The organism is Leuconostoc inhae, assembly GCF_019656015.1.
GTDB classification, from domain to species: Bacteria; Bacillota; Bacilli; order Lactobacillales; family Lactobacillaceae; genus Leuconostoc; species Leuconostoc inhae_A.
The window spans coordinates 318,664-338,200 of sequence record NZ_BPKW01000001.1 but is presented as its reverse complement, the minus strand read 5'-3'; the positions used below and the strand labels follow the sequence as shown (position 1 = coordinate 338,200).

The following is a 19,537-nucleotide window of genomic DNA, read 5'->3' as shown; positions in this document are numbered from 1 at the left end:
ACAGTCATCAGATTAAAATCACTTTTCCTTTCAAAGTTGGCATTACTGACGTCAAAACGTCTCTATTTTTAAAGATAAGTATATGGATCAGTGTTAATGCTAGTCGGGAAAGCAGATAGCTTATCGGCCTTGTCAAACCACAATTTTACTTTTTCAGACATGTACTTATTGGCAATGGCTTCCATATGATGATCTGGATCAATCGCTACAAAGTCAGCCGCCAAAATGTCATGACCAACGTGATAGTATATATCAGCCGTCACATAAGCGTCAGCACCTGCGGCTTTCGCGATATGCCAAAATTTGCCACCATCACCACCAACTACTGCCACTTTTTTAATTGGTTGGTTCACATCATTGGCAATAATTCGAACTGTTTTAACGCCAAACACATCGCGTATTTTTTCAGCATATGCCTTCACGGTCATACTTTTAGTAAGATAACCTATGCGGCCTAAGCCTGTTTTACCGTCATCATTTGGCTTTAATGGTCTCACATTTTGAATGCCGATTGCTTCAGCAAGCCAATCATTCATACCATCAACTGTACTATCGAGATTAGTATGCGTTGCGTAAACAACAATATTGTGTTTAATCAAATCAGCGTACATTTTGTTTTGTGGGACACTTAAATCTAAATTCTTTGCGGGGAAAAACATCATGTCATGATGAGCCCAAATGAAATCAACCTTTTTGTCAATAGCTTCTTGAACAACTGCTGGCCGAACGTCTAAAGCAGTCATAACATGATGGATGACTTGCCGTGGATCGCCAATTTGTAAACCAACAGGGTCGACTGATTCAGCAAGAAACTTTGGTGCAAATGCGTCAATTTTGTTGATTAAATCTTGCGCAATAATCATGAAATCACCGCCTGAATTTGATCGTAACGTAATTGCCAATATTTATAGATATCAGTATCTGATTTGCCTGCAGCCGCTAATTGATGGAAAATTAGTGCAATACGTTCACTCTCTTTTTGCCATTTAGCAACAAAAGTTGGTGTTTTTGCTACTCTTAAATAAGGTCCAAATATTAAATCAAGGTCAGATAATTGTTGTTTCCCAATTACTGCAACAATAATTTCATAGAAATGGTTCTCTTCTTGCACGATTGCCTCATCGATGATTTGATAATGTTGCGTGGTTAACCATCTTCGAACATTTATTTCATCCGTATTTGGCTGTAATATAAGTGTCTCAAAATTTTTCTCTTGTTGCTTACCCGCATTTAAAATATTACTAATTAAAATACCTCCCATACCAGCAATAGTAACAGTATCAACATTGTCCTCATCATAGATTGCTGATAAACCACTAGCTAATCGAACATCGGCCTTTTCCAAAAGATGACGTTTTTTTAATTCATGATGGGCATTGTCTAGCGGCCCCTTAGCTACTTCACCAACAATGGCATGGCTAATTTTATCATTAAGTAGTAAATGTACTGGTAAATAAGCATGATCTGAACCAATATCTGCTAATCGAGCATTTAAAGGCACAAAATCAGCAACTGTTTTTAAACGCGGTGAAAGATGTATGCTATCCATAATTAAAATCCTTTAATATTAGTATATCACGATTAGACGCTTTATGATTATTCTCTAATTATTCGCTAACAAAAAAGTTAGCATTGATTTGCTAACCTGAGCGCTTCTTACTTGCTAAAATCGTGTTCAGTCATTGCTTCTTTAAATAAATGAACCACATCTGCAGCTTGCAATGTGACGTATGCGTCCTGATTCAATTGACCAACCTGCACAGCACTTTCAGCCATGTCTAGGAAATGTGTGTCGTCATTAATAGCAACTTCGGGCAATGTTGTTGGGACTTCAAGTGATTTTATCCAATCAAATGTTGCCTGAATAGCGCGATGAGCAACCTCTTTATCTGTACCAGTTATTCCCCAAACTTGACGGCCAAACTGAGCAAATCGTGGCAAAGTGTCATCAGACAACACATGTTTCATCCACCGTGGTGTCATAATGCCTAACCCCACACCATGTGTAATATCATAATAGGCTGACAATTCGTGTTCAATGGGATGCACAGTCCAGCCATTTTGATTACCAACACTCGTCAAACCATTTAAGGACATTGTTGCCGTCCACATTAATGTCGCGCGTGCATCATAATTATCAGGTTCTGCTAGGGCAATCGGCGCATTTTTAATAACTGCTCGATATAATCCTTCCATAATGCCTGATGTCACATCATTGGCCCCATTGTCGAAATACTGTTCTGTTAAATGACTAAAAATATCAATTGCCCCAGCAGCCGTCTGCCATTTTGAAACTGAATAGGTTAGTTGTGGATCCAAAAATGACACAGCCGGTGTATCAGGACCAAATGTCACTAATTTTTGATTAGTTTGTGGGTTCGAGATAACCGAACCAGCATTCATTTCTGTTCCTGTCGCTGATAAAGTTAGAATATCAACTAATGGTAATTGTTCAATTGTTTGCCGCTTTTCTGGGTCAGTTACTAAATCCCATGGATCTGAATCATAGAATTTAGAAGAAGCAATCACTTTAGCAGCATCAATTACTGACCCACCACCAACAGCCAAAATAACATCACTATTATATTTTTTTACCAGCTCTTGACCCTGGCGTACGGAAGCGATTTTAGGATTAGGTGCAATTTCTGACAGTTCAACGACGTTCATGTCGGACAATATGCTAATAACGCGATCATAAAGACCAGATTTTTTGATGGATCCACCACCAAAGACCAATAAAACGTTATTACCAAATTGTGCGACAGCATCATGTAGCTCTGTTTCTAAACGATCTTTGCCAAAACGAATGGCCGTTTTATTTTCAAATTTAAAATTATTCATTATGATTGTATGTATTCCTTTCCAATTGTAAGTCTATTATAACACGTCAAAAGAGTCATCCAAAGTGACGCCTAGGCCATTTTTAGTTGGCACAGCCATTAATCCTTGTGTTATTTTAAATTTATCAACTGTGATATCATGTTCAAAATAACGGCTACTTTCAGAAATGTCTCCTGCAAAAGTAATGTCTGACAAACTGGCTAATGCCAAATCAACAGCTCGGCCCAAATTACTACTTAGCATGCCACCAATCCAAGGTTTAATGCCAGCATGACTAGCAAGTTGAATAGCTGCTATTGCCGCTGTAATACCACCTATTTTTGCTTGTTTAATGGTAACTGCTTTAGCAGCATGTAATGCAATCATTGTATGGATATCATCCAAGCTATTAATACTTTCATCTAAACTTAACAAATGTGTTGTCTTTTTTTGAAAAAAAGCATGGTTAACAAAATCATTTTCAGCAAAAGGTTGTTCAATAAAAGCGACATTTTCAGGAAGTTGCCTAAACATTTCTGCTGTTTGTCGATTAAAGCTACTATTGGCATCTAATGAAAATTGTTGATTAGGAAAATCACTTAAACGCGCAATTAAATTTTGTTTGTCTACTGATTTTGCATCAATCTTGATTTTAATACGCTGATATCCCTTATCAATAGCATTTTTAATATCAGATATGTCAGCAGTTAAATCAAGCACAGTTCCTACCGGAACGCTTTGCTTTGTGCCACCAATCATTTGTGATAAAGAACGATTTGACAATTTTCCAATGGCATCCCAAACCGCCATTTCAACACCAGCTTTTGCAAAGGAACCAAATGGCGTCAGCCGTGTTAGTTTTTCGGAAAATTCTTGTGGTGTTGCAAAATTTAATGTTTGAATAACTGGTTCAATAACAGTTTTCACAATTTCTCGACTAACCGACTGGTTTTCAAGCGTATAACTGAAGTCAGAAAAAGATTGTATTTCACCTAACCCAATTGTTTTTTCATTGGTCACACTATTACTGACCATCAGTTTAACTAGTGTTAATGGTCGATTTTTAGTAGTGCCGTGCGCTGTTTTGAAAGGTTTCTTTAATCTTAAAGAAATGGGTATCATTTCCAATGTTTCAATATGATACATTTTTCAATACCTCAATGACTTCATTTGGCTGCTCTACATGTATATTATGGCCCGCATTTTTAATCATATGCTTTTTTCCATCAGGTAAAAGCATTATCATTTCATCTGCAATTTGATTGAATTTCTGATCTAACTCACCCACAAGTAATACTGTTGGCATTTTTAATTGTGCTAACTTAGGCCAAAAATTAACTTGCACACCAGTTCCCATATATTTTAAAGAGTTAGCAACATTTTGTGGTTGTTGCGCTAAACGTTGTATCCTAATTTTTTGACGTTGTGTTGCCGTTAAGGCTTTTTGTGTTGCAAACAGTGGTAATTTTTCCCAATTTAAAACAAATTCACGAAAATTCGTCATAATTTGTGTTACTTTTTCATTATCTGTTGTGCGTCGCTTTTTACGATTTAAGGATGAATTAAGACCAGCTGATGAACTTTCAAGAAATAATTTATTGACCAACTCATTGTGTTTCAGTGCAAACCCAAGTGCTAATCTACCACCCATTGAGTAACCTAGCAAATTAACATTGGACCATTCATATGTTTGTAAAATCGTTTGAATATCAGAAATTTGTGCTGCCATGTCAAAACGCGTGGGATCGATAACAACAGTTGATTCTGCACCAAATCCTAGCAAATCAAAAGTCATTACCTCGCCTGGTAAGTGCTTAATTATCGCATCAAAATCATGGTGTGTTCCCATAAAACCATGAAGTAAGACCCACTTTGTTATTGCCTCATCATTTATTTGAGTGAAAATATGATATGAATAACCAGCTATGGTAACAACTTTTTTATTCATGCTTTACTCCCATTAACTGTTGATGGGCTTCAACGTTATTTGAGCGATTACTTTGGAATTCAATCAATCTTGGTCCAATAACAGGTGTTTTAAGCGTTTGTTCCAGTTCATCAGCAGTTTTTATTTTCACATATGCTAATTCATATAAGTCAGCAATTTTTGACATATTTAAATTAAGTGGTGTGCCAAATAGCATGTCAAAATACGACGTTGCCGTTGCCTGAGGTAAAAAAGAGAATATCGCCCCACCGTTATTATTGATAACAATAATATCAATAGGTAAATGGTATTGACGGGCCATCATAAGACCATTCATATCATGAAACAATGTTAAATCACCGGTCAACAAGACACTACGTTTAGGTGACGTACTGCTCATGCCCAAAGCTGTCGACACAATACCATCAATACCATTTGCGCCACGATTGGCATAAATATGTTGCGTGGTTTGTCCAGTAAACACATCATCCATATCACGAATAGCCATACTATTAGCAACAAACACAGCCGTTTGAGTTGGTAACACACGATCCAAGACATTGGCAATACTTGCCTCCCCAGTAATATGTCGCTTTTTTTGGTTCAAATTTTGCCATAGTTGATAAAATTCGGCATTATTATTGATAGATATTTGTGATAAAAATGACGTTGGTGACAGTTGCAAGACACGTGACACATGTCTTGAGTGATCAGCCACCGTATTTTCACCGACAAACCAAACGGGTATATTTTCTGATTTTAACCATGCCAATACACGTGATGAAACCGGTGTTGCACCAAATCTAATCACAAGGTCTGGTTGATATACTGATGTCAAACTTTCGGCTTTAATCAAGGCATCAATGCCATAAATGGTTTCTTTTTGTCGCGTACGACTCAACACATCAGCTATGACTGGTACATGATATTTTTTTGAAAAATTAAGAAGTTCAGATTGGTAGTCAACGCCTTCATTTGGACCTGCAATAATCACAACTCGCGATTCAGAAAGTTGCATGGGTTGCATATTATTAGCTATCGCATCAAATTTTAGAGGTGGTACAAAAATTTTGGTTGATTCATTTAATTGTGGCATTAATGGTTTACGTAGTGGTAAATTAATTTGCAGTGGTCCCCTTGGCGCCATGCCTGCCTCATGAACTAATTTTTGTGTCATGAAATCAATATATGACGTTACATCTGGTTGTTCATCCTGCAAAGTAAATACCACAAATTTTTTTGTTAATGCACCGAATATTTGGTGTTGTGGTATCGTTTGTGGTGCCCCATTATTTTGCAATTCTTCTGGCCTATCTGTCGACAAAACAATAAGTGGAATATGTGAGATGTGTGCTTCTGCAACAGCCGAGGTGTACTCAGTAATTGCTGTACCAGAGGTTCCTAAAAGCACGACTGGCTCAAGCAATGTTTTAGCAATGCCTAATGCAAAGAAGCCAGCCGAACGTTCATCTACATCAATATATAGTTTGATGTTCTTATTTTGTCGCGTATATTCTGCTAATAGTAGCGCAACTGGCGTTGTGCGTGATCCAGGTGATACAACAAAATGTCGAACACCGCTTTGGTATAGCGCGTGTAACAGGTGTTTCGTATTTTTAGTAAGCGTGTTAATTGTCATTGACATCACCTTTCAGTAATTGTCGCATTGGTTCAAATTTCAAATTGGTTTCTTGGCATTCTTGTGTTGCATCAGAGTCAGCAACAATACCTGCTCCAGCAAATAAAGTTGCCATATGCGCTGATTGATTGATATACATTGATCGGATACCTACAACAAACTCACCACTATTATTTGACGTATAGTAGCCTATGGGGGCTGCAAATAAGCCACGCGGTGACCTTTCATGCGCTTTAATATAGTTCAATGCTTGTTCTTGCGGGACACCACCAAGTGCCGGCGTGGGATGTAAGGCATTAACAATATTAAGTACGGTGTACTTTTTAATTAAACTGGCACTAATTGGTGTATACAGATGCTGTACTTGCCTGTTCTGTAATAAAATTGGTCGTGACGGCAATTTTAAATTTGTTGTCATATTTTGTAGTTTTTGATAAATATTATTGACAACATATTGATGTTCTTGTTGATTTTTATGGCTATTTAATAATGTGTCTCCAAGCAATTTGTCTTCAGCTTGTGTCGTGCCTCTACGGATTGTACCAGCAACAGCTGCTGTTTGAACTTGCCCATTAGTTACTTGAACCAAACGTTCCGGTGTCGCCGAAACAAATAGCTCATTCTGATACTTTAAAATAACATGGTACGTATTTTTTTGAGTGATTAACCCGTGAACAAGGGTTTGTGCCAATAGTTTATCTGAAAGCGCATATCGATGCTGTCGTCCAAAAACAACTTTTTTGAGCTTTTCATTCTTGTCTATTGTATTAATCAATCTTTGTGTGCGTGATGTCCAATCCAATTCACTCGTGATAGCGTAGCTAGCGACTTTTGGTAAACTTATGGCCTGAAATTTTGTTAGCCATTTATTAAAATCAGCAACCGTATCGGATTCAAAAATAACGATTTTTTGAGTAATTTTTACAAAAACTATTGGTACAAACCAAATACCATTCATTAAATTAGAGCTTTTTATAACTTGTTGATCAAAAGGATAACCACCAAACACAATATTACCATTCAATGTGTTCGGCATATCAGCCTTTTGCTGTGCGCCAAAACCAAACAATTCTTTTTGCCCATCAACGGTTTTAAAATAAGCTGCAATATTAAAAAAATCTAACGCACGATAGAGTTGTTTTCTATCGCTATCACGTAAATCACGTGAAAAATGATACTTCATGAAATACACCTCACAACATGAAAAAGCAACAGACAAAAACCTGTCGCCTTTATTTTAGTTTTTAAAATTAATTTGTGGTAACTTTTTAAATACAGGTATTAAAACGAGTGCAATAATCAAACCCATAACTGCCTGTGCCACGTTACCGGCTATTGATGCTAAGCCAGCTGTCCAGTTATATAAAAATGCGCCAGCTAACAGATAACCAATAATCATAACCAATGAACCAAAAACTAACCCAATAATTTGACTAATTAATTTTTTTTGATATCCGAAATAACCAACAATTAATCCTTCGATACCATGAATAGTTAGCGAAAAAATCATCCATTGCGGATAACCAGCCAACAAATCCAATAGCAACCCACTGAGTCCACCAACAATTAAGCCATTGCGTGAGCCACTAAGTATTGCTGATAAAAATATGCCAGCTTCAACTAAATTAACAAAACCATTTGTAGCTGGTACTGGGATTCTAACAATATATGACAGTGAGACATTCAGTGCAATTAGCACTGCTAACATAGTCATTTGCTTGGTATTAAATGTTTGCTTCATGATTTTGTCTCCGTGCACCCTGCCATACATTCCCATCACTGAACTCTGCATTTAATGTCACACCATTTTGAATACCTTGCCAAACAAAATCTTTCGCATCCTTAAACGCATGTACTATATCAAATGAATGCCCTAAATTAGCAGCAAGACTTGCAGATAAAGTACAACCTGCACCGTTGTGATACAAACTAGACGTATGTATTTTATCTTGGTAAAATACATACGATTCTTTATGATTAAATAATAAATCAATTGCTTGACTACCAGGAATGTTAGAACCGCCTTTAACAACAATATTTTTGCTGCCATAATGAGCAATAGTTTTTGCTGCTTGTTTCATATCATCAATACTATTAATTGGTTGATTCGCTAAAATTTGTGCCTCATTTAAATTTGGCGTGACGACCGTGGCTAATGGTAATAATTGTGTCTTTAGTGTATCTGCAATACTTTTAATATTAATTTGTGTTGTTTCTTTAAATACCATGACTGGGTCAACTACAATTGGCACATTTATTTTCGCTAAATAAGTGCTTACAAGCTGTATAATTTCGGGTGTAGGCAGTAGCCCAACCTTAATAGCGACAATATCATCTAACGCTAAAGCTGACTGCAATTGTGCTTCAATAATTTTAGAATCAATTGGATATATTTTAAAATCAGTTGGTGTTATCGTGACAATTGCTGTGAGTACACTTAATCCAAAGTACTCATAATTAGAAAACGTTGCCAAATCAGCCTGTACTCCACCACCAGCAAGAGAATCAGAGCCGGCAATCGTTAAAATTTTATGTGGCATATGATACGCTTTGACTATTTTATTTTTCGGATGCAACAAAACTGATGTTATGTCCATCATCTGTCACTGAAGTAACAACGGCATCATCACCGCCAGATGTAATAGACCATGAATAATACCGGCCGTGAGCTTTGGCCCAATCTATTGCTTCTGTAATAGTCTTTCCTTTCAAATGAGCTGACTCTTTATCACTAGCAGAGCTGCTAGAAGAAGACGAGCTAGAACTAGATTCACGTGACGAACTGGATGACTGTGAGCCATTATTAGCTTGGCTAGTCCTGCTCTCATCACTAGCTTCTGAAACATTTGAATCAATTGTTTCATTAATTGTACTACTACTAGCGGCACTTTGTGTCATTGGTTCTGACGTTTTTGGTGACGACGAGTAACCAACATAAATAAACACACCTAATCCAATAATAATTAACCCTGCCATTAAAATGAAAAAGTTACGTATGTTATGCGTTGATTTCCGAAATTTAGGACGTTTATAATCATTATTTGCCATATGCACCTCTCAATTTAATCTATTATACCAAATTTACAGACATCCTTGCCAGTAGATTTTATGATAAAATGAAATCAATGTATTTGAGGAGAAAAATTGTCTATGGACAATACAAATTTAGCACGTATTTCAATAAAAGATATCGTCATGATTACGATTGGTACAGGTTTTTATGGTTGGAGTTTAATTAATATTAATATCACCAATCAATTAGCTGAAGGTGGCTTATCTGGTATTACGCTGATTTTACTTGCGCTATTTAACTGGAATCCTGCGTATACCAACTTGATTTTAAATATTCCCTTATTAGTGATTGGTTACCGTGTACTTGGCCGACGATCTTTCATATATACAATCTGGGGAATTATGTCATTATCATTTTGGCTTTATGTTTGGCAAAAATTTCCCATGCCCCCAGCACTTCACCATGATATGCTAATTGCCGGTCTATTGGCCGGTATTGTCTCAGGTATTGGTCTTGGTATTGTGTTTCGGTTTGGTGGCACCTCTGGTGGTACAGATGTCATTGCACGCATTATGGAACAAAAATTTGGTATCCAAATTGGTCGTACTATGTTTGCTTTAGATGCTGTTGTGCTCTTGATGTCTTTAATATACATTGACGTGATTCACATGATGTATACTTTAATTGCATCGTTTGTGTTTGCGCAAGTCGTTAGTTTAACACAACAAGGTGCTTATACTGCCAGATCATTTATGATTTTCACAGATTATCCTGAAGAAATATCACATGCTATCATGGCTGAGCTGGAACGCGGCACAAGTTTATTAAAATCTGAAGGCGGTTACTCGCATCGCGAACAACGTGTTGTTTATGCTGTTGTTGATCCATCTGAGGTCAGTGCTGTACAACATATTATTCAAGAAATTGATCCTAAAGCATTTGTCTCTATCATTACTGCACAAGAACAATTAGGCGAAGGATTTTCATATTTACGTCCAAAGAAAAAATTTATTTTCTTTTAAAAAGTTGAACTGAACCCCTTGAAGTGGAGAAAATCTCATTCAAGGCCATGTTGATCAATTAAACCGTCAGCATGATAAACTAAGATACGATTATGGGCTGTTTTTAAACTTTGCACCAGAACTGTTCTACGCATTCTGAATATTTTAAAAGCGCATAGAAATTAATCTATGCGCTTTTAAAATATAAAATGGGTTTTGACATATTACAAATATTATGATTCAATTAAATTATTACATTATTTTTTTTGGAGGAATATTTAAATGCAATTAACAAAAAACTTTTCTTTAGCCGCGGCTACTATTGTGGGGGCTGGGCTATTCGCCGTCAGTGCTCCGACTGTGTCAGCAGACACAACAAGCAATAATGATATCAACACAGTTGTATCATCATTATCAAACGGAAACAGCGTTTACAGCGATAGGACATTGCAAGAATCGAAATATGGTATGTCTAAACTAGCTAAGACAGCTATTAAAACCATCTTAAATAACCGTTCCGCTGCTAAATCAGTAGTTCAAAAACTGGGTGGGAAAACTGCTGCTAATGCATTTGACAGAAATTTTGGCGCTATTTCATCAGAATTAAAACCTTTGCTGAAATGGGCAGATGTTCCATCACAGGCAGTTTACGACGCTACTTACCGTGCGCTGCGTGGTAGTGTATCAAACTCTACAGCAGTAAGTGTGGCAAACGCCCTCGCTGAAGGTATTAGCTGGTTAATCTAACTTATGGATAACGAATTAATCAAACTCGCTTTGAGTGAAATAGCTGAATCACTAGATGATTCGTACGAAAAACCAGTTTCTCTTGCATTAATTTTGGGGCAAATTGGGGCAAATTCTAGAACGTTCAAGGACATTCTAATCCAAACGCGCGTTAAATTAATCAATGAACCAAGTGTTGATATTCAAAATATGTCAATTGATGATTTTCGTTCTTTTTTCAAGTATATTGACACTCATTTTGAACGTGTTAATAACGAGACTATTCTAGCAGTATTAAATTATCTTGCTAAGTCTTATATAGAAGAATTAACGGATGTAAGTAAAAAATTAACTACTGAATTTAAAAATAATTAACGTAGCATATTAAAAAGCCCGTTCGAAGTAAAGGAATCTAAAAAAGTTAGACAAATAAATTTATGATACAGCAAGGGCTTGATTCCTGATTTCAACAGGGGTTAGGCCCTTGCTTTTACGTCACATACTGCAGATTGTCTAATTGCTGACGATATGGTCTTAATTGATATAACGTTCCTTGATAACTGTGTACAATTGCTCGTATCCCGCTTGGTCGTTTTTGTTGTTTTTTTGAGACAGCCAAGGCCATACAAGCCTGTTGCAATTCAAGTTTAAGTGTTGTACCAATTCTTTTTGTGTCAGTGTCCCAGAAAAATAGTCTTCTACAACTTCTACTTTCTGTTCAAAACTATATTTTGACATAATAAAAGAGCGCCATGTCAGTTAGATTTGTGTTTAACTTTCTTGGAGCCCTTCACAGCTAAGACTTTTTTTATACCTTTTTTTGCATATGTGTGTAGTCATGTTTTCCGATTGTTATTTTCCCTACTGGCTCAAAACCTAGTGCTGTGTATAGCTTTTGAGCTCTAGGATTGACATTGTCAACATTTAATCCGATCGTTTCTCGATTTTCTTGCTTGGCACGAATTTCAGCAGCCTTGATCAATTGCTTACCAATACCTTGTCCGCGTGCAGCATCTGTCACAACAATTGAATCGAGATACCATTCGTTGTCAAAAACTTCTGGATCACTAAACAGCCAGCGATGATAGCTATATTTGTCAGCTAATATAGTCTGCAACGCGTTATCAAGTATCTTTTCTTCTGTATCTGGATAACCAAAAGCAACACCCACTACGATATTCTCATCATTTTTGGCAACTATCGCACGACTATAATGATAACGACTTTTTTCTGATGTTGCGACCGCAAGCGTCCATGCTGCTTGCACGTCAGCGACACTCAGTTCGTCATATATGTCTAAGGCCATATCGTCAAAAATTGTTTGTTCTAGCTTCAAAATTGCTGCCTGATCCATTTGTGTTGCAGGTTGAATGATCATCACTTATCTCTCCTCTGGACTAATCATTGTTAGTCCGATTCGTTGACGTTTCTCATCAACGTCAACCACCCAGACGTCAACAATATCACCAACAGCAACAACCTCAGATGGTGATTTTACACGACGTTTTGCCAAGCGAGAAATGTGAACTAGTCCATCGTGTTTAACACCAAGATCAACAAATGCACCAAAATCAACAACATTTCGCACAGTACCCTGCATTTTCATGCCAGCTTTTAAATCCTCAATATGCAGAATGTCTGATTTTAATAGCGCTCCGACCATTTCAGAACGGCCATCACGGCCAGGCTTTTGTAAGCTATTAATGACATCATGTAATGTTTGTATACCAATTCCCAATTCATCTGCTATATCAACTTTATCTAAAGTTCTTAACGCTTGATTCGCTGATTCCGTTGCCAATGTTTGTGGAGTTACATGCGCTAATTCTAAGAGTTGTTTTGCGGCCGGATAACTTTCCGGATGAATATCTGTGTTATCCAATACATTTTTGCCTGACAAAATACGCAAAAAACCTGCTGATTGTTCAAATGCTTTAGGTCCCAAGCGGGTCACTTTTTTAAGTTGCGTCCGAGAGGTGAATTCGCCAATGGCATCACGATATATCACAATATTTTGAGCTAAAACTTTGTTTAAACCAGCAATATGCGTCAATAATGCTGCACTTGCTGTATTTAAATTAACACCGACTTGGTTAACTGCTGTCTCTATGACATGATCAACTTGCTCATCAAGTGATTTAGCATTAAGATCATGTTGATATTGACCCACACCAACTGATTTTGGGTCGATTTTAATTAATTCCGCTAAAGGATCCTGAATACGTCGACCGATTGAAATAGCCGAACGTTCTTCAACATGTAACTCAGGGAACTCTTCACGCGCCACATCTGATGCAGAATAAACTGAAGCACCAGCTTCATTAACAATTGCATACTGTACACCATGTGGTAAGTGAGCTGCCACAAATTCCTCTGATTCACGTGAAGCCGTACCATTTCCAATGGCAACTAATTGCACATCAAAGTCATGTATCAGTGATTCAAATAGTTCACCTGCTTCCTGCCGTTGCTGAGCATTAGCTGGTTTATGCGGATAAATAACTTGTTTCTTTAAAAATTTACCATTTTCATCAATAATAGCTAATTTAGACCCTGTTCTAAATCCTGGATCAAATCCCATGACAATCTTGTTTTTTAGTGGTGCCTGCATTAATAGATGATACAAGTTATTTCCAAAAACTCTAATCGCTTGTTCCTGTGCTTGTGTCGTTAATTCTTGTCGAATTTCACGCGATACAGCGGGTTGGATAAATCGTTTATACGCATCCTCAATTGCTGCTCGTAATACTTGATATCCTGATCCAGAGGTGGGTTGTCCCCCTAATTCTTTGGTTTGAATAAAATGAATCATGCGTGCTTCAGTAAAATCAATTTTAACTGTTAAAACACCTTCTTTTTCGCCACGATTGACTGCTAAAATCCGAAATTTATTGTCCAGCAATGATTTAATTGACTCGTTATAATCATAATATTGCCCATAAATTTCTTGCTCATCTTTTTCTTTGCCAGAACGCTTGAGATTGGATATTAACATCCCATCTGCAGCCATTCGCGTACGTAACCATTGTCTGTAATTGGCATTTTCACCAATTTGTTCGGCTAAGATTTCATGTAATCCAGCTAACACAGCTTCTTGAGTTGGTAATGAATCGTTAATATACGCTGCACTAGGAATAGCAGCTGTGACATGTGACATGACAAAATCGGCCAGTGGTTGCAAGCCGTTTTCTCGAGCTACCATTGCTTTTGTACGTCGTTTTTGCTTATAGGGTAGATATAAGTCCTCCACAATTTGCAGTGTTTCTGCTGATTGAATTGCTTTTCGCAAATCCGGTGTGAGTTGTTGTTGCTCTTGAATCGCCTTTAAAACAGTGTGCTTACGATCAACCAAATCTTGTACTTTTTTAGCTGCCGACTGAATATCTCTAATTTGCACTTCATCAAGTTCACCAGTCATTTCCTTACGATAACGAGAAATGAAAGGCACTGTAGCGCCATCGACTAATAAAGTGAGGGTTGCGTTAACTTGCTTAAAAGGAATATTAAGTACCTGGGAAACATTTTTAGCAGTGTCTGCCTGTGTTAGTTCTGTTAAAACGAGCTCTGTCATGTGATTGTTTACCGTTATCTTCTTTCAAAAAATAAATTATCCATTATTGCGTGCTATCTATTAATTATAACGTGAATTTGAAATTTCAATAACAATAATTTCAAGATATTTTAAAACTTTAGAATTTATCATTAAACCTTTAATGGATTTTTTATAATGGCAACAATTCATGCAATTAAAAACGCCACCTACTCCGAAGAATAGGTGGCGGGTAGGTAGATAGATTCTACCCAGTTGGTCCTCTATAGTATAGCTGATTTTTTTAAGAATAGCAATCTTTTTTTTATTTTAATATATTTTAGCATAATATCATTCAAAAAATAAACCACCTGACTTGCTATGTCATCAATCGTAGTTAATCTTTTGCAATAATTTTTTTGCTGCACGACCTCGGTGAGAGTATAACACTCGTTCAGCCATTGGCATTTCAGCAAATGTTTTACCATTCTCAGCTTCAAATAATGTATCAAAACCAACAGCATACTTACCGCGCTCACTTTTGGCTAGTAAAACGCCACCACGTCCAATACTACTTAAAGTTTTTCCTGTAGAGGTAATCAGTACAAATAAAGCCTCTAAATAGGCACCACGATTTAAAAGTGGCTTATACAACGATAACAAATAGTCATCTTCTTCACGAACTGAAATTAATCCGAGTGCCTTTAACTCACGTGAAGTAGTTAAGCCAAAGCGATCAGGGAAAGCATTAAAATAGGCACCAGTATCATCAGCTAAGATATTATCATTTGGTAAAAATTGTTGAATATAACGTGCTTTGTTTAATGCGTTAGTATATTGGTCGGCAACAGTTTCACTCGGAAAATTTTTTTCATCTATTAATTCACGGTAATTAACCACTGATATACCAAATTCTGCAAATACGCTTTTAATTTCATCTGTTTTTGCTGAATTATTTGACGCGACTACTAAATTTTTAATCATTTAATTGCTCCTGTTACAACTAATAAGTACTTATTTATTTTAACATGATGAACTACGTGTTCCAAACAGGCCTCAAAAATTTTGAACTAAAAAAGACGTTTTAAAACGTCTTCAAGATCATCAGTCATTGTGACTATTTTTGTCTAGCCATACGCCATATTGGATAAGCAACACCACTGTTAACGATATAATATAAATATTTTCCAATATTGGCAAAATTGCCTTGCGCAATAGCTTTAGCTAATTGCACCAAATTATAAAAAATCCAAAAAAGCCATTGATCTTCAATTTTAAAAACATTTAATATATTTGGAATCAATGATAAACTAAACACTGCGCTCGCCAGCCAAAATAACGGACTTGTATTTTGAAAAGCTAAATAATTCAATCCTAAGCTTAATAGTATTGCGCCACCAATCACAAGTGGCAGCCATTTAATGAAATCAGTCACACGATTAACGCGTTTATCGCCGTACTCATGCCATCCTTTAACTGCTGCAGCATTAATCAAAAATGATACTGGGTATGTTAATATAGCCTCACTATTGCCAAGAGTAAAATCAATTGCCCCTGACATTAACGTATTAACAGTCCCTATAATATTACCAAATTTATTTAATCTTGCTGTTAGGCGTGTTGACATAATTGATAAACTAGATGAGATAACTGATAACATCCCAAATGGTACATATTTGGCCCAAACAATGTTTGAAAAATATGATGTCTTTGTCAAATCTTCAAAAAGATAACCTGACATATAGGCCGTAAAAATAACGATGGCGACCCCTAGTAAGTCAAATATCCAGGATTCATTCAACGTTTTTAATATTTTTAGCATGTCAGCATGCCCTCCGTTTGTTTTTTGAACACCGTAACGGCAACGTGCTCATCAGTTTGTTTTTTTAGAGCCGATCTGTTGTGAACGCTCATACCATTTGTAGTTTAATTACTTTTTTTAATTACTAGCAACCCTTACAGTTTAACAAATATTACTTAAATTGTGATTGATTTAACAATTCCTTAAAAATCTGTTCACCTACAAAAATTACAGAACCTTAGTTTATTTGTTGCGTCAGTAAGACAAATTTCTTAATCATTTTTTCACCCTCTGGGGTGCCAATTGATTCTGGATGAAATTGCAATCCAAAAATTGGTAATGTTATATGCTGCATTGCCATGACCTCACCATCGTCGCAAGCGCGTCCAGTCACAACAAAATCATCTGGCATTTGAGTGGATTTGATAATAAGTGAGTGGTAACGCATGACTGATGTAGTCTGTGATGAAAATAATGCTGACGGTTCAATGATACGCATTTCAGAAACCTTACCATGCCGAATAGTTGTTGCATGTGTTACAACCCCACCGAATACTTCACCAATTGCTTGGTGGCCTAAACATATACCAAGCAATGGCACTTTATCGGCGTATCGCTGAATCATATTTTCCATTTCACCAGCTTCACTTGGTTGGCCTGGCCCTGGCGAAAAAATGATGCCCGAAGCTTGATCTGCCACATCATATAACCGTTTGTCATCATTACGCAGTATTTTTAATTCCGTCATTTTTCCAACAATTTGTGCTAAATTATACGTAAATGAATCATAATTATCAACTAATAGAATCATCGTTTTTCTCCCACACTTAGTAATGCTTTTGCTTTATTAAATGTTTCTTCGTACTCATTTTCGGGGATAGAATCATACACAATACCTGCACCGGCCTGCACATAACCCTTACCATTTTTAACAACCATTGTTCTAATGGCAATCGCGAAATCCATTTGATTATCTTTTGATAAGTAACCAATGGCACCAGCATAAACACCACGTTTAGTAGGTTCCATCTCATAAATACGTTTTAGTGCCCTTACCTTGGGGGCACCACTCACTGTACCCGCTGGCAAAGTTGCTTTTAAAGCATCAATGGCTGGCGTACCCACCCGCAATTTACCCTGCACCTCAGACACTAAATGCATGACATATCTATATTTTTGAATATCTAAAAAAGTTGTGACTTTGACAGTACCGTATTCTGAAATTTTTCCTAAGTCGTTCCGTCCTAAGTCTACTAACATTTTATGTTCAGCAAGCTCTTTTTCATCATGTTTTAATGCTGATGCAATTTTACTATCTTCATGTGCTGTTTTACCACGTTTACGTGTACCAGCAATTGGATTTGTTGTCACTTTATCACCACGAACAGTCACTAAACTTTCCGGTGAAGAACCAACAATTTGAGTTTCTCCAAGATCCAAATAATACATGTATGGCGAAGGATTTGTTCGACGTAACTGTCGATAAAAATCAAATGAATCATTTTTAAAATCAAAGCTAAAACGTTGGGATGGTACCATTTGAAACATATCACCATCTGTTATTAACTGTTTAGTACGATTAACAATTGATGTAAATTCTTTTCGACTCATATTGGATTTCGGTTCAAGAGGCTGTAATGTTTCAGCAATCATCTCTGCCTTAACTTGTTGTCGTAACCGCTTTTCAATGTTAGATAATGCATGCTGTCGCTCTAATGATTCACGTTTAGAATAAACGTTATCTGCTATAATTGTTAACGTTTCATTTTGATGATCAAAAATAATAAACGTTTCATACAAAAACATATGAATATCAGGCATGTTTAGCTCATCTTCAGGTTGTTGTCCAATATTTTCATAAGTAGCAATCGTATCAAATCCTACATAACCAATAGCTCCTCCCTGAAACGGTATGTGCTCATTAACTACTGAGTTTGTGACCACTAAATCACTCAATACATGTAAGGGATCTAAACTTTCGGATAGCTGACCATCAATATTAATGTGAGTGCTTGTTGCTTGAAACTCATGAACAGGGTCCAAACCTAAAATAGAATAACGAGATTTTTCTTGCGATGTTGGCACAGATTCTAATAAAACTGTATGCTTGCCACGTAATCTCAAATACGCGCTGATGACACTGATTGTATCGGCATTAATTTTTTTTATATCATAAGTCATAAGGTTAACATCATGTACGTTATGTACATGCTCCATTTTATTTTACGGGCGCTACATCGTCCTAGTTTTTGTGTTTAATTTAATGATGCCATTACCAAGCCAGTTTCATTGATTTCACAAAATTCTGTAATTTTTCTTCAGCATCATACGAATGTGCTTCAATAATATTAACAATCGCTGAACCGACAATGACTGCGTCCGCGTTTTTAAATTGTGCCATTTGTTCAGGTTGACTGATACCAAAACCAATAGCAACCGGTACATTTGTGATTTGTTTTATCTGTGTTATTAAGTCATGAGAATCTGTTGATAGTTTTTGTCGCATACCAGTTATACCTAAAGAACTGACCACATAAACAAATCCTGAAGCGCGTTTAATAATATTTGGTATTCGTTCTCCAGATTTAAGGGTGACTAATTGAATAAACGAGCGATCATATTTTTCAGCTAACGTAACAAACTCATCTTGCTCCTCTAGTGGCATATCAGGCATAATAATACCTTGCACGTCAAGTTGTTTCATTTTAGCTAAAAACGGGTCATAGCCGTATTTAAAAACGGGATTAGTATATGTTAAAAAAACCAATGGTACTTGTGTTCTTTTGCGAATATTTGCGACGAATTCAAATACTTTTTTTGTCGTTGAACCAGCTTTAGTCGCACGCAAATCAGCTTTCATAATTGTTTCCCCATCTGCTGATGGATCTGAAAAAGCAATACCAATTTCAACAACATCTGCCCCAGACTTAGCAAGCGCAACAACATAATCAACGCTTTTTTCGAAGTCAGGATCGCCAGCCACTATAAAACCGATAAAACCTTTACCATGCTTTAAAACTTGTTCTATTTTTTCTACTGTCATATTTTCTCCAAATGTTAACTTGTTTTTTGTAACATATT

21 protein-coding genes are annotated in these 19,537 nt (G+C 36.6%); 3 read left to right on the top strand and 18 right to left on the bottom strand.

The features are described 5' to 3' along the window. Nucleotides 1-68 precede the first annotated feature (68 nt). From K5Q14_RS01655 to K5Q14_RS01610, 10 genes are all read right to left on the bottom strand, one after another. Nucleotides 69-863 carry a Nif3-like dinuclear metal center hexameric protein gene (locus tag K5Q14_RS01655; RefSeq protein WP_220734089.1) on the bottom strand — a complete coding sequence of 265 codons (795 nt, stop codon included), beginning with the start codon at nucleotides 861-863 and terminating at the stop codon, nucleotides 69-71. Next, nucleotides 860-1,549, bottom strand: a complete 690-nt coding sequence (locus K5Q14_RS01650) for a tRNA (adenine(22)-N(1))-methyltransferase (protein WP_220734088.1) — start codon at nucleotides 1,547-1,549, stop codon at nucleotides 860-862. Before K5Q14_RS01650 ends, K5Q14_RS01655 begins: the two co-directional genes overlap by 4 nt. Before the next feature lie 107 nt (nucleotides 1,550-1,656). Then, the gene (locus tag K5Q14_RS01645) at nucleotides 1,657-2,841 is read right to left on the bottom strand and encodes an iron-containing alcohol dehydrogenase (RefSeq protein WP_220734087.1); all 1,185 of its coding nucleotides are present in this window, start codon (nucleotides 2,839-2,841) and stop codon (nucleotides 1,657-1,659) included. A 36-nt stretch (nucleotides 2,842-2,877) separates the two neighbouring features. Then, nucleotides 2,878-3,966 carry an o-succinylbenzoate synthase gene (gene menC / locus K5Q14_RS01640; RefSeq protein ID WP_220734086.1) on the bottom strand — a complete coding sequence of 363 codons (1,089 nt, stop codon included), beginning with the start codon at nucleotides 3,964-3,966 and terminating at the stop codon, nucleotides 2,878-2,880. Beyond that, nucleotides 3,953-4,768: a 2-succinyl-6-hydroxy-2,4-cyclohexadiene-1-carboxylate synthase gene (gene menH, locus K5Q14_RS01635; RefSeq protein ID WP_220734085.1), complete on the bottom strand. Its 816-nt coding sequence runs from the start codon at nucleotides 4,766-4,768 to the stop codon at nucleotides 3,953-3,955. The genes menC and menH overlap by 14 nt, the downstream gene beginning before the upstream one ends. After that, nucleotides 4,761-6,386: a 2-succinyl-5-enolpyruvyl-6-hydroxy-3-cyclohexene-1-carboxylic-acid synthase gene (gene menD, locus K5Q14_RS01630; protein WP_220734084.1), complete on the bottom strand. Its 1,626-nt coding sequence runs from the start codon at nucleotides 6,384-6,386 to the stop codon at nucleotides 4,761-4,763. Before menD ends, menH begins: the two co-directional genes overlap by 8 nt. Beyond that, on the bottom strand, nucleotides 6,376-7,569 hold the full coding sequence (locus K5Q14_RS01625; protein ID WP_220734083.1) for an isochorismate synthase: 1,194 nt from the start codon (nucleotides 7,567-7,569) through the stop codon (nucleotides 6,376-6,378). Before K5Q14_RS01625 ends, menD begins: the two co-directional genes overlap by 11 nt. A 54-nt stretch (nucleotides 7,570-7,623) precedes the next feature. Next, on the bottom strand, nucleotides 7,624-8,127 hold the full coding sequence (locus K5Q14_RS01620; protein ID WP_220734082.1) for an ECF transporter S component: 504 nt from the start codon (nucleotides 8,125-8,127) through the stop codon (nucleotides 7,624-7,626). Then, on the bottom strand, nucleotides 8,111-8,926 hold the full coding sequence (locus K5Q14_RS01615; RefSeq protein ID WP_220734081.1) for a bifunctional hydroxymethylpyrimidine kinase/phosphomethylpyrimidine kinase: 816 nt from the start codon (nucleotides 8,924-8,926) through the stop codon (nucleotides 8,111-8,113). The genes K5Q14_RS01620 and K5Q14_RS01615 overlap by 17 nt, the downstream gene beginning before the upstream one ends. Nucleotides 8,927-8,945: 19 nt before the next feature. After that, nucleotides 8,946-9,434, bottom strand: a complete 489-nt coding sequence (locus K5Q14_RS01610; protein WP_220734080.1) for a hypothetical protein — start codon at nucleotides 9,432-9,434, stop codon at nucleotides 8,946-8,948. 102 nt (nucleotides 9,435-9,536) lie between these two features. Here K5Q14_RS01610 and K5Q14_RS01605 point away from each other — a divergent pair, with 102 nt between their 5' ends. The 3 genes from K5Q14_RS01605 (at nucleotide 9,537) to K5Q14_RS01595 (ending at nucleotide 11,501) form a co-directional block, all read left to right on the top strand. Next, complete coding sequence (locus K5Q14_RS01605; protein WP_220734079.1) at nucleotides 9,537-10,421, top strand: YitT family protein; 885 nt, start codon at nucleotides 9,537-9,539, stop codon at nucleotides 10,419-10,421. A 261-nt stretch (nucleotides 10,422-10,682) separates the two neighbouring features. Then, the gene (locus tag K5Q14_RS01600; RefSeq protein WP_220734078.1) at nucleotides 10,683-11,147 is read left to right on the top strand and encodes a YqxI family protein; all 465 of its coding nucleotides are present in this window, start codon (nucleotides 10,683-10,685) and stop codon (nucleotides 11,145-11,147) included. 3 nt (nucleotides 11,148-11,150) lie between these two features. After that, nucleotides 11,151-11,501 carry a hypothetical protein gene (locus K5Q14_RS01595; protein WP_220734077.1) on the top strand — a complete coding sequence of 117 codons (351 nt, stop codon included), beginning with the start codon at nucleotides 11,151-11,153 and terminating at the stop codon, nucleotides 11,499-11,501. Between the two features lie 159 nt (nucleotides 11,502-11,660). Here K5Q14_RS01595 and K5Q14_RS01590 read toward each other — a convergent pair whose 3' ends face one another. From K5Q14_RS01590 to trpA, 8 genes are all read right to left on the bottom strand, one after another. Further along, complete coding sequence (locus K5Q14_RS01590) at nucleotides 11,661-11,864, bottom strand: transposase (protein WP_220734076.1); 204 nt, start codon at nucleotides 11,862-11,864, stop codon at nucleotides 11,661-11,663. A 70-nt stretch (nucleotides 11,865-11,934) separates the two neighbouring features. Further along, entirely contained in the window at nucleotides 11,935-12,504 is a 570-nt protein-coding gene (locus K5Q14_RS01585; protein WP_220734075.1) for a GNAT family N-acetyltransferase, read from the bottom strand. A 3-nt stretch (nucleotides 12,505-12,507) separates the two neighbouring features. Further along, the gene (locus K5Q14_RS01580) at nucleotides 12,508-14,697 is read right to left on the bottom strand and encodes a Tex family protein (protein WP_220734074.1); all 2,190 of its coding nucleotides are present in this window, start codon (nucleotides 14,695-14,697) and stop codon (nucleotides 12,508-12,510) included. A gap of 345 nt (nucleotides 14,698-15,042) precedes the next feature. Further along, nucleotides 15,043-15,639 carry a non-canonical purine NTP pyrophosphatase gene (locus tag K5Q14_RS01575; RefSeq protein WP_220734073.1) on the bottom strand — a complete coding sequence of 199 codons (597 nt, stop codon included), beginning with the start codon at nucleotides 15,637-15,639 and terminating at the stop codon, nucleotides 15,043-15,045. A gap of 133 nt (nucleotides 15,640-15,772) precedes the next feature. Next, nucleotides 15,773-16,477 (bottom strand): nicotinamide mononucleotide transporter, encoded by a 705-nt coding sequence (locus K5Q14_RS01570; protein ID WP_220734072.1) that lies wholly within the window; start codon nucleotides 16,475-16,477, stop codon nucleotides 15,773-15,775. A 217-nt stretch (nucleotides 16,478-16,694) separates the two neighbouring features. Beyond that, nucleotides 16,695-17,267, bottom strand: coding sequence for an anthranilate synthase component II (locus K5Q14_RS01565; RefSeq protein ID WP_220734071.1), 573 nt, complete (start codon nucleotides 17,265-17,267; stop codon nucleotides 16,695-16,697). Then, nucleotides 17,264-18,637: an anthranilate synthase component I gene (gene trpE / locus K5Q14_RS01560; protein WP_246587509.1), complete on the bottom strand. Its 1,374-nt coding sequence runs from the start codon at nucleotides 18,635-18,637 to the stop codon at nucleotides 17,264-17,266. The genes K5Q14_RS01565 and trpE overlap by 4 nt, the downstream gene beginning before the upstream one ends. Before the next feature lie 91 nt (nucleotides 18,638-18,728). After that, the gene (gene trpA, locus K5Q14_RS01555; RefSeq protein WP_220734070.1) at nucleotides 18,729-19,499 is read right to left on the bottom strand and encodes a tryptophan synthase subunit alpha; all 771 of its coding nucleotides are present in this window, start codon (nucleotides 19,497-19,499) and stop codon (nucleotides 18,729-18,731) included. Nucleotides 19,500-19,537: the final 38 nt, after the last annotated feature.

Coding starts and splice junctions, on each gene's coding strand:
- K5Q14_RS01595 (WP_220734077.1), top strand. CDS start 11,151: ATGGATAACGAATTAATCAAACTCGCTTTGAGTGAAATAGCTGAATCA.
- K5Q14_RS01580 (WP_220734074.1), bottom strand. CDS start 14,697: ATGACAGAGCTCGTTTTAACAGAACTAACACAGGCAGACACTGCTAAA.
- K5Q14_RS01600 (WP_220734078.1), top strand. CDS start 10,683: ATGCAATTAACAAAAAACTTTTCTTTAGCCGCGGCTACTATTGTGGGG.
- menD (WP_220734084.1), bottom strand. CDS start 6,386: ATGACAATTAACACGCTTACTAAAAATACGAAACACCTGTTACACGCG.
- trpE (WP_246587509.1), bottom strand. CDS start 18,637: ATGACTTATGATATAAAAAAAATTAATGCCGATACAATCAGTGTCATC.
- K5Q14_RS01565 (WP_220734071.1), bottom strand. CDS start 17,267: ATGATTCTATTAGTTGATAATTATGATTCATTTACGTATAATTTAGCA.
- K5Q14_RS01655 (WP_220734089.1), bottom strand. CDS start 863: ATGATTATTGCGCAAGATTTAATCAACAAAATTGACGCATTTGCACCA.
- K5Q14_RS01570 (WP_220734072.1), bottom strand. CDS start 16,477: ATGCTAAAAATATTAAAAACGTTGAATGAATCCTGGATATTTGACTTA.
- trpA (WP_220734070.1), bottom strand. CDS start 19,499: ATGACAGTAGAAAAAATAGAACAAGTTTTAAAGCATGGTAAAGGTTTT.
- K5Q14_RS01605 (WP_220734079.1), top strand. CDS start 9,537: ATGGACAATACAAATTTAGCACGTATTTCAATAAAAGATATCGTCATG.
- K5Q14_RS01610 (WP_220734080.1), bottom strand. CDS start 9,434: ATGGCAAATAATGATTATAAACGTCCTAAATTTCGGAAATCAACGCAT.
- K5Q14_RS01645 (WP_220734087.1), bottom strand. CDS start 2,841: ATGAATAATTTTAAATTTGAAAATAAAACGGCCATTCGTTTTGGCAAA.
- K5Q14_RS01620 (WP_220734082.1), bottom strand. CDS start 8,127: ATGAAGCAAACATTTAATACCAAGCAAATGACTATGTTAGCAGTGCTA.
- K5Q14_RS01590 (WP_220734076.1), bottom strand. CDS start 11,864: ATGTCAAAATATAGTTTTGAACAGAAAGTAGAAGTTGTAGAAGACTAT.
- K5Q14_RS01585 (WP_220734075.1), bottom strand. CDS start 12,504: ATGATCATTCAACCTGCAACACAAATGGATCAGGCAGCAATTTTGAAG.
- K5Q14_RS01615 (WP_220734081.1), bottom strand. CDS start 8,926: ATGCCACATAAAATTTTAACGATTGCCGGCTCTGATTCTCTTGCTGGT.
- menH (WP_220734085.1), bottom strand. CDS start 4,768: ATGAATAAAAAAGTTGTTACCATAGCTGGTTATTCATATCATATTTTC.
- K5Q14_RS01625 (WP_220734083.1), bottom strand. CDS start 7,569: ATGAAGTATCATTTTTCACGTGATTTACGTGATAGCGATAGAAAACAA.
- K5Q14_RS01575 (WP_220734073.1), bottom strand. CDS start 15,639: ATGATTAAAAATTTAGTAGTCGCGTCAAATAATTCAGCAAAAACAGAT.
- K5Q14_RS01650 (WP_220734088.1), bottom strand. CDS start 1,549: ATGGATAGCATACATCTTTCACCGCGTTTAAAAACAGTTGCTGATTTT.
- menC (WP_220734086.1), bottom strand. CDS start 3,966: ATGTATCATATTGAAACATTGGAAATGATACCCATTTCTTTAAGATTA.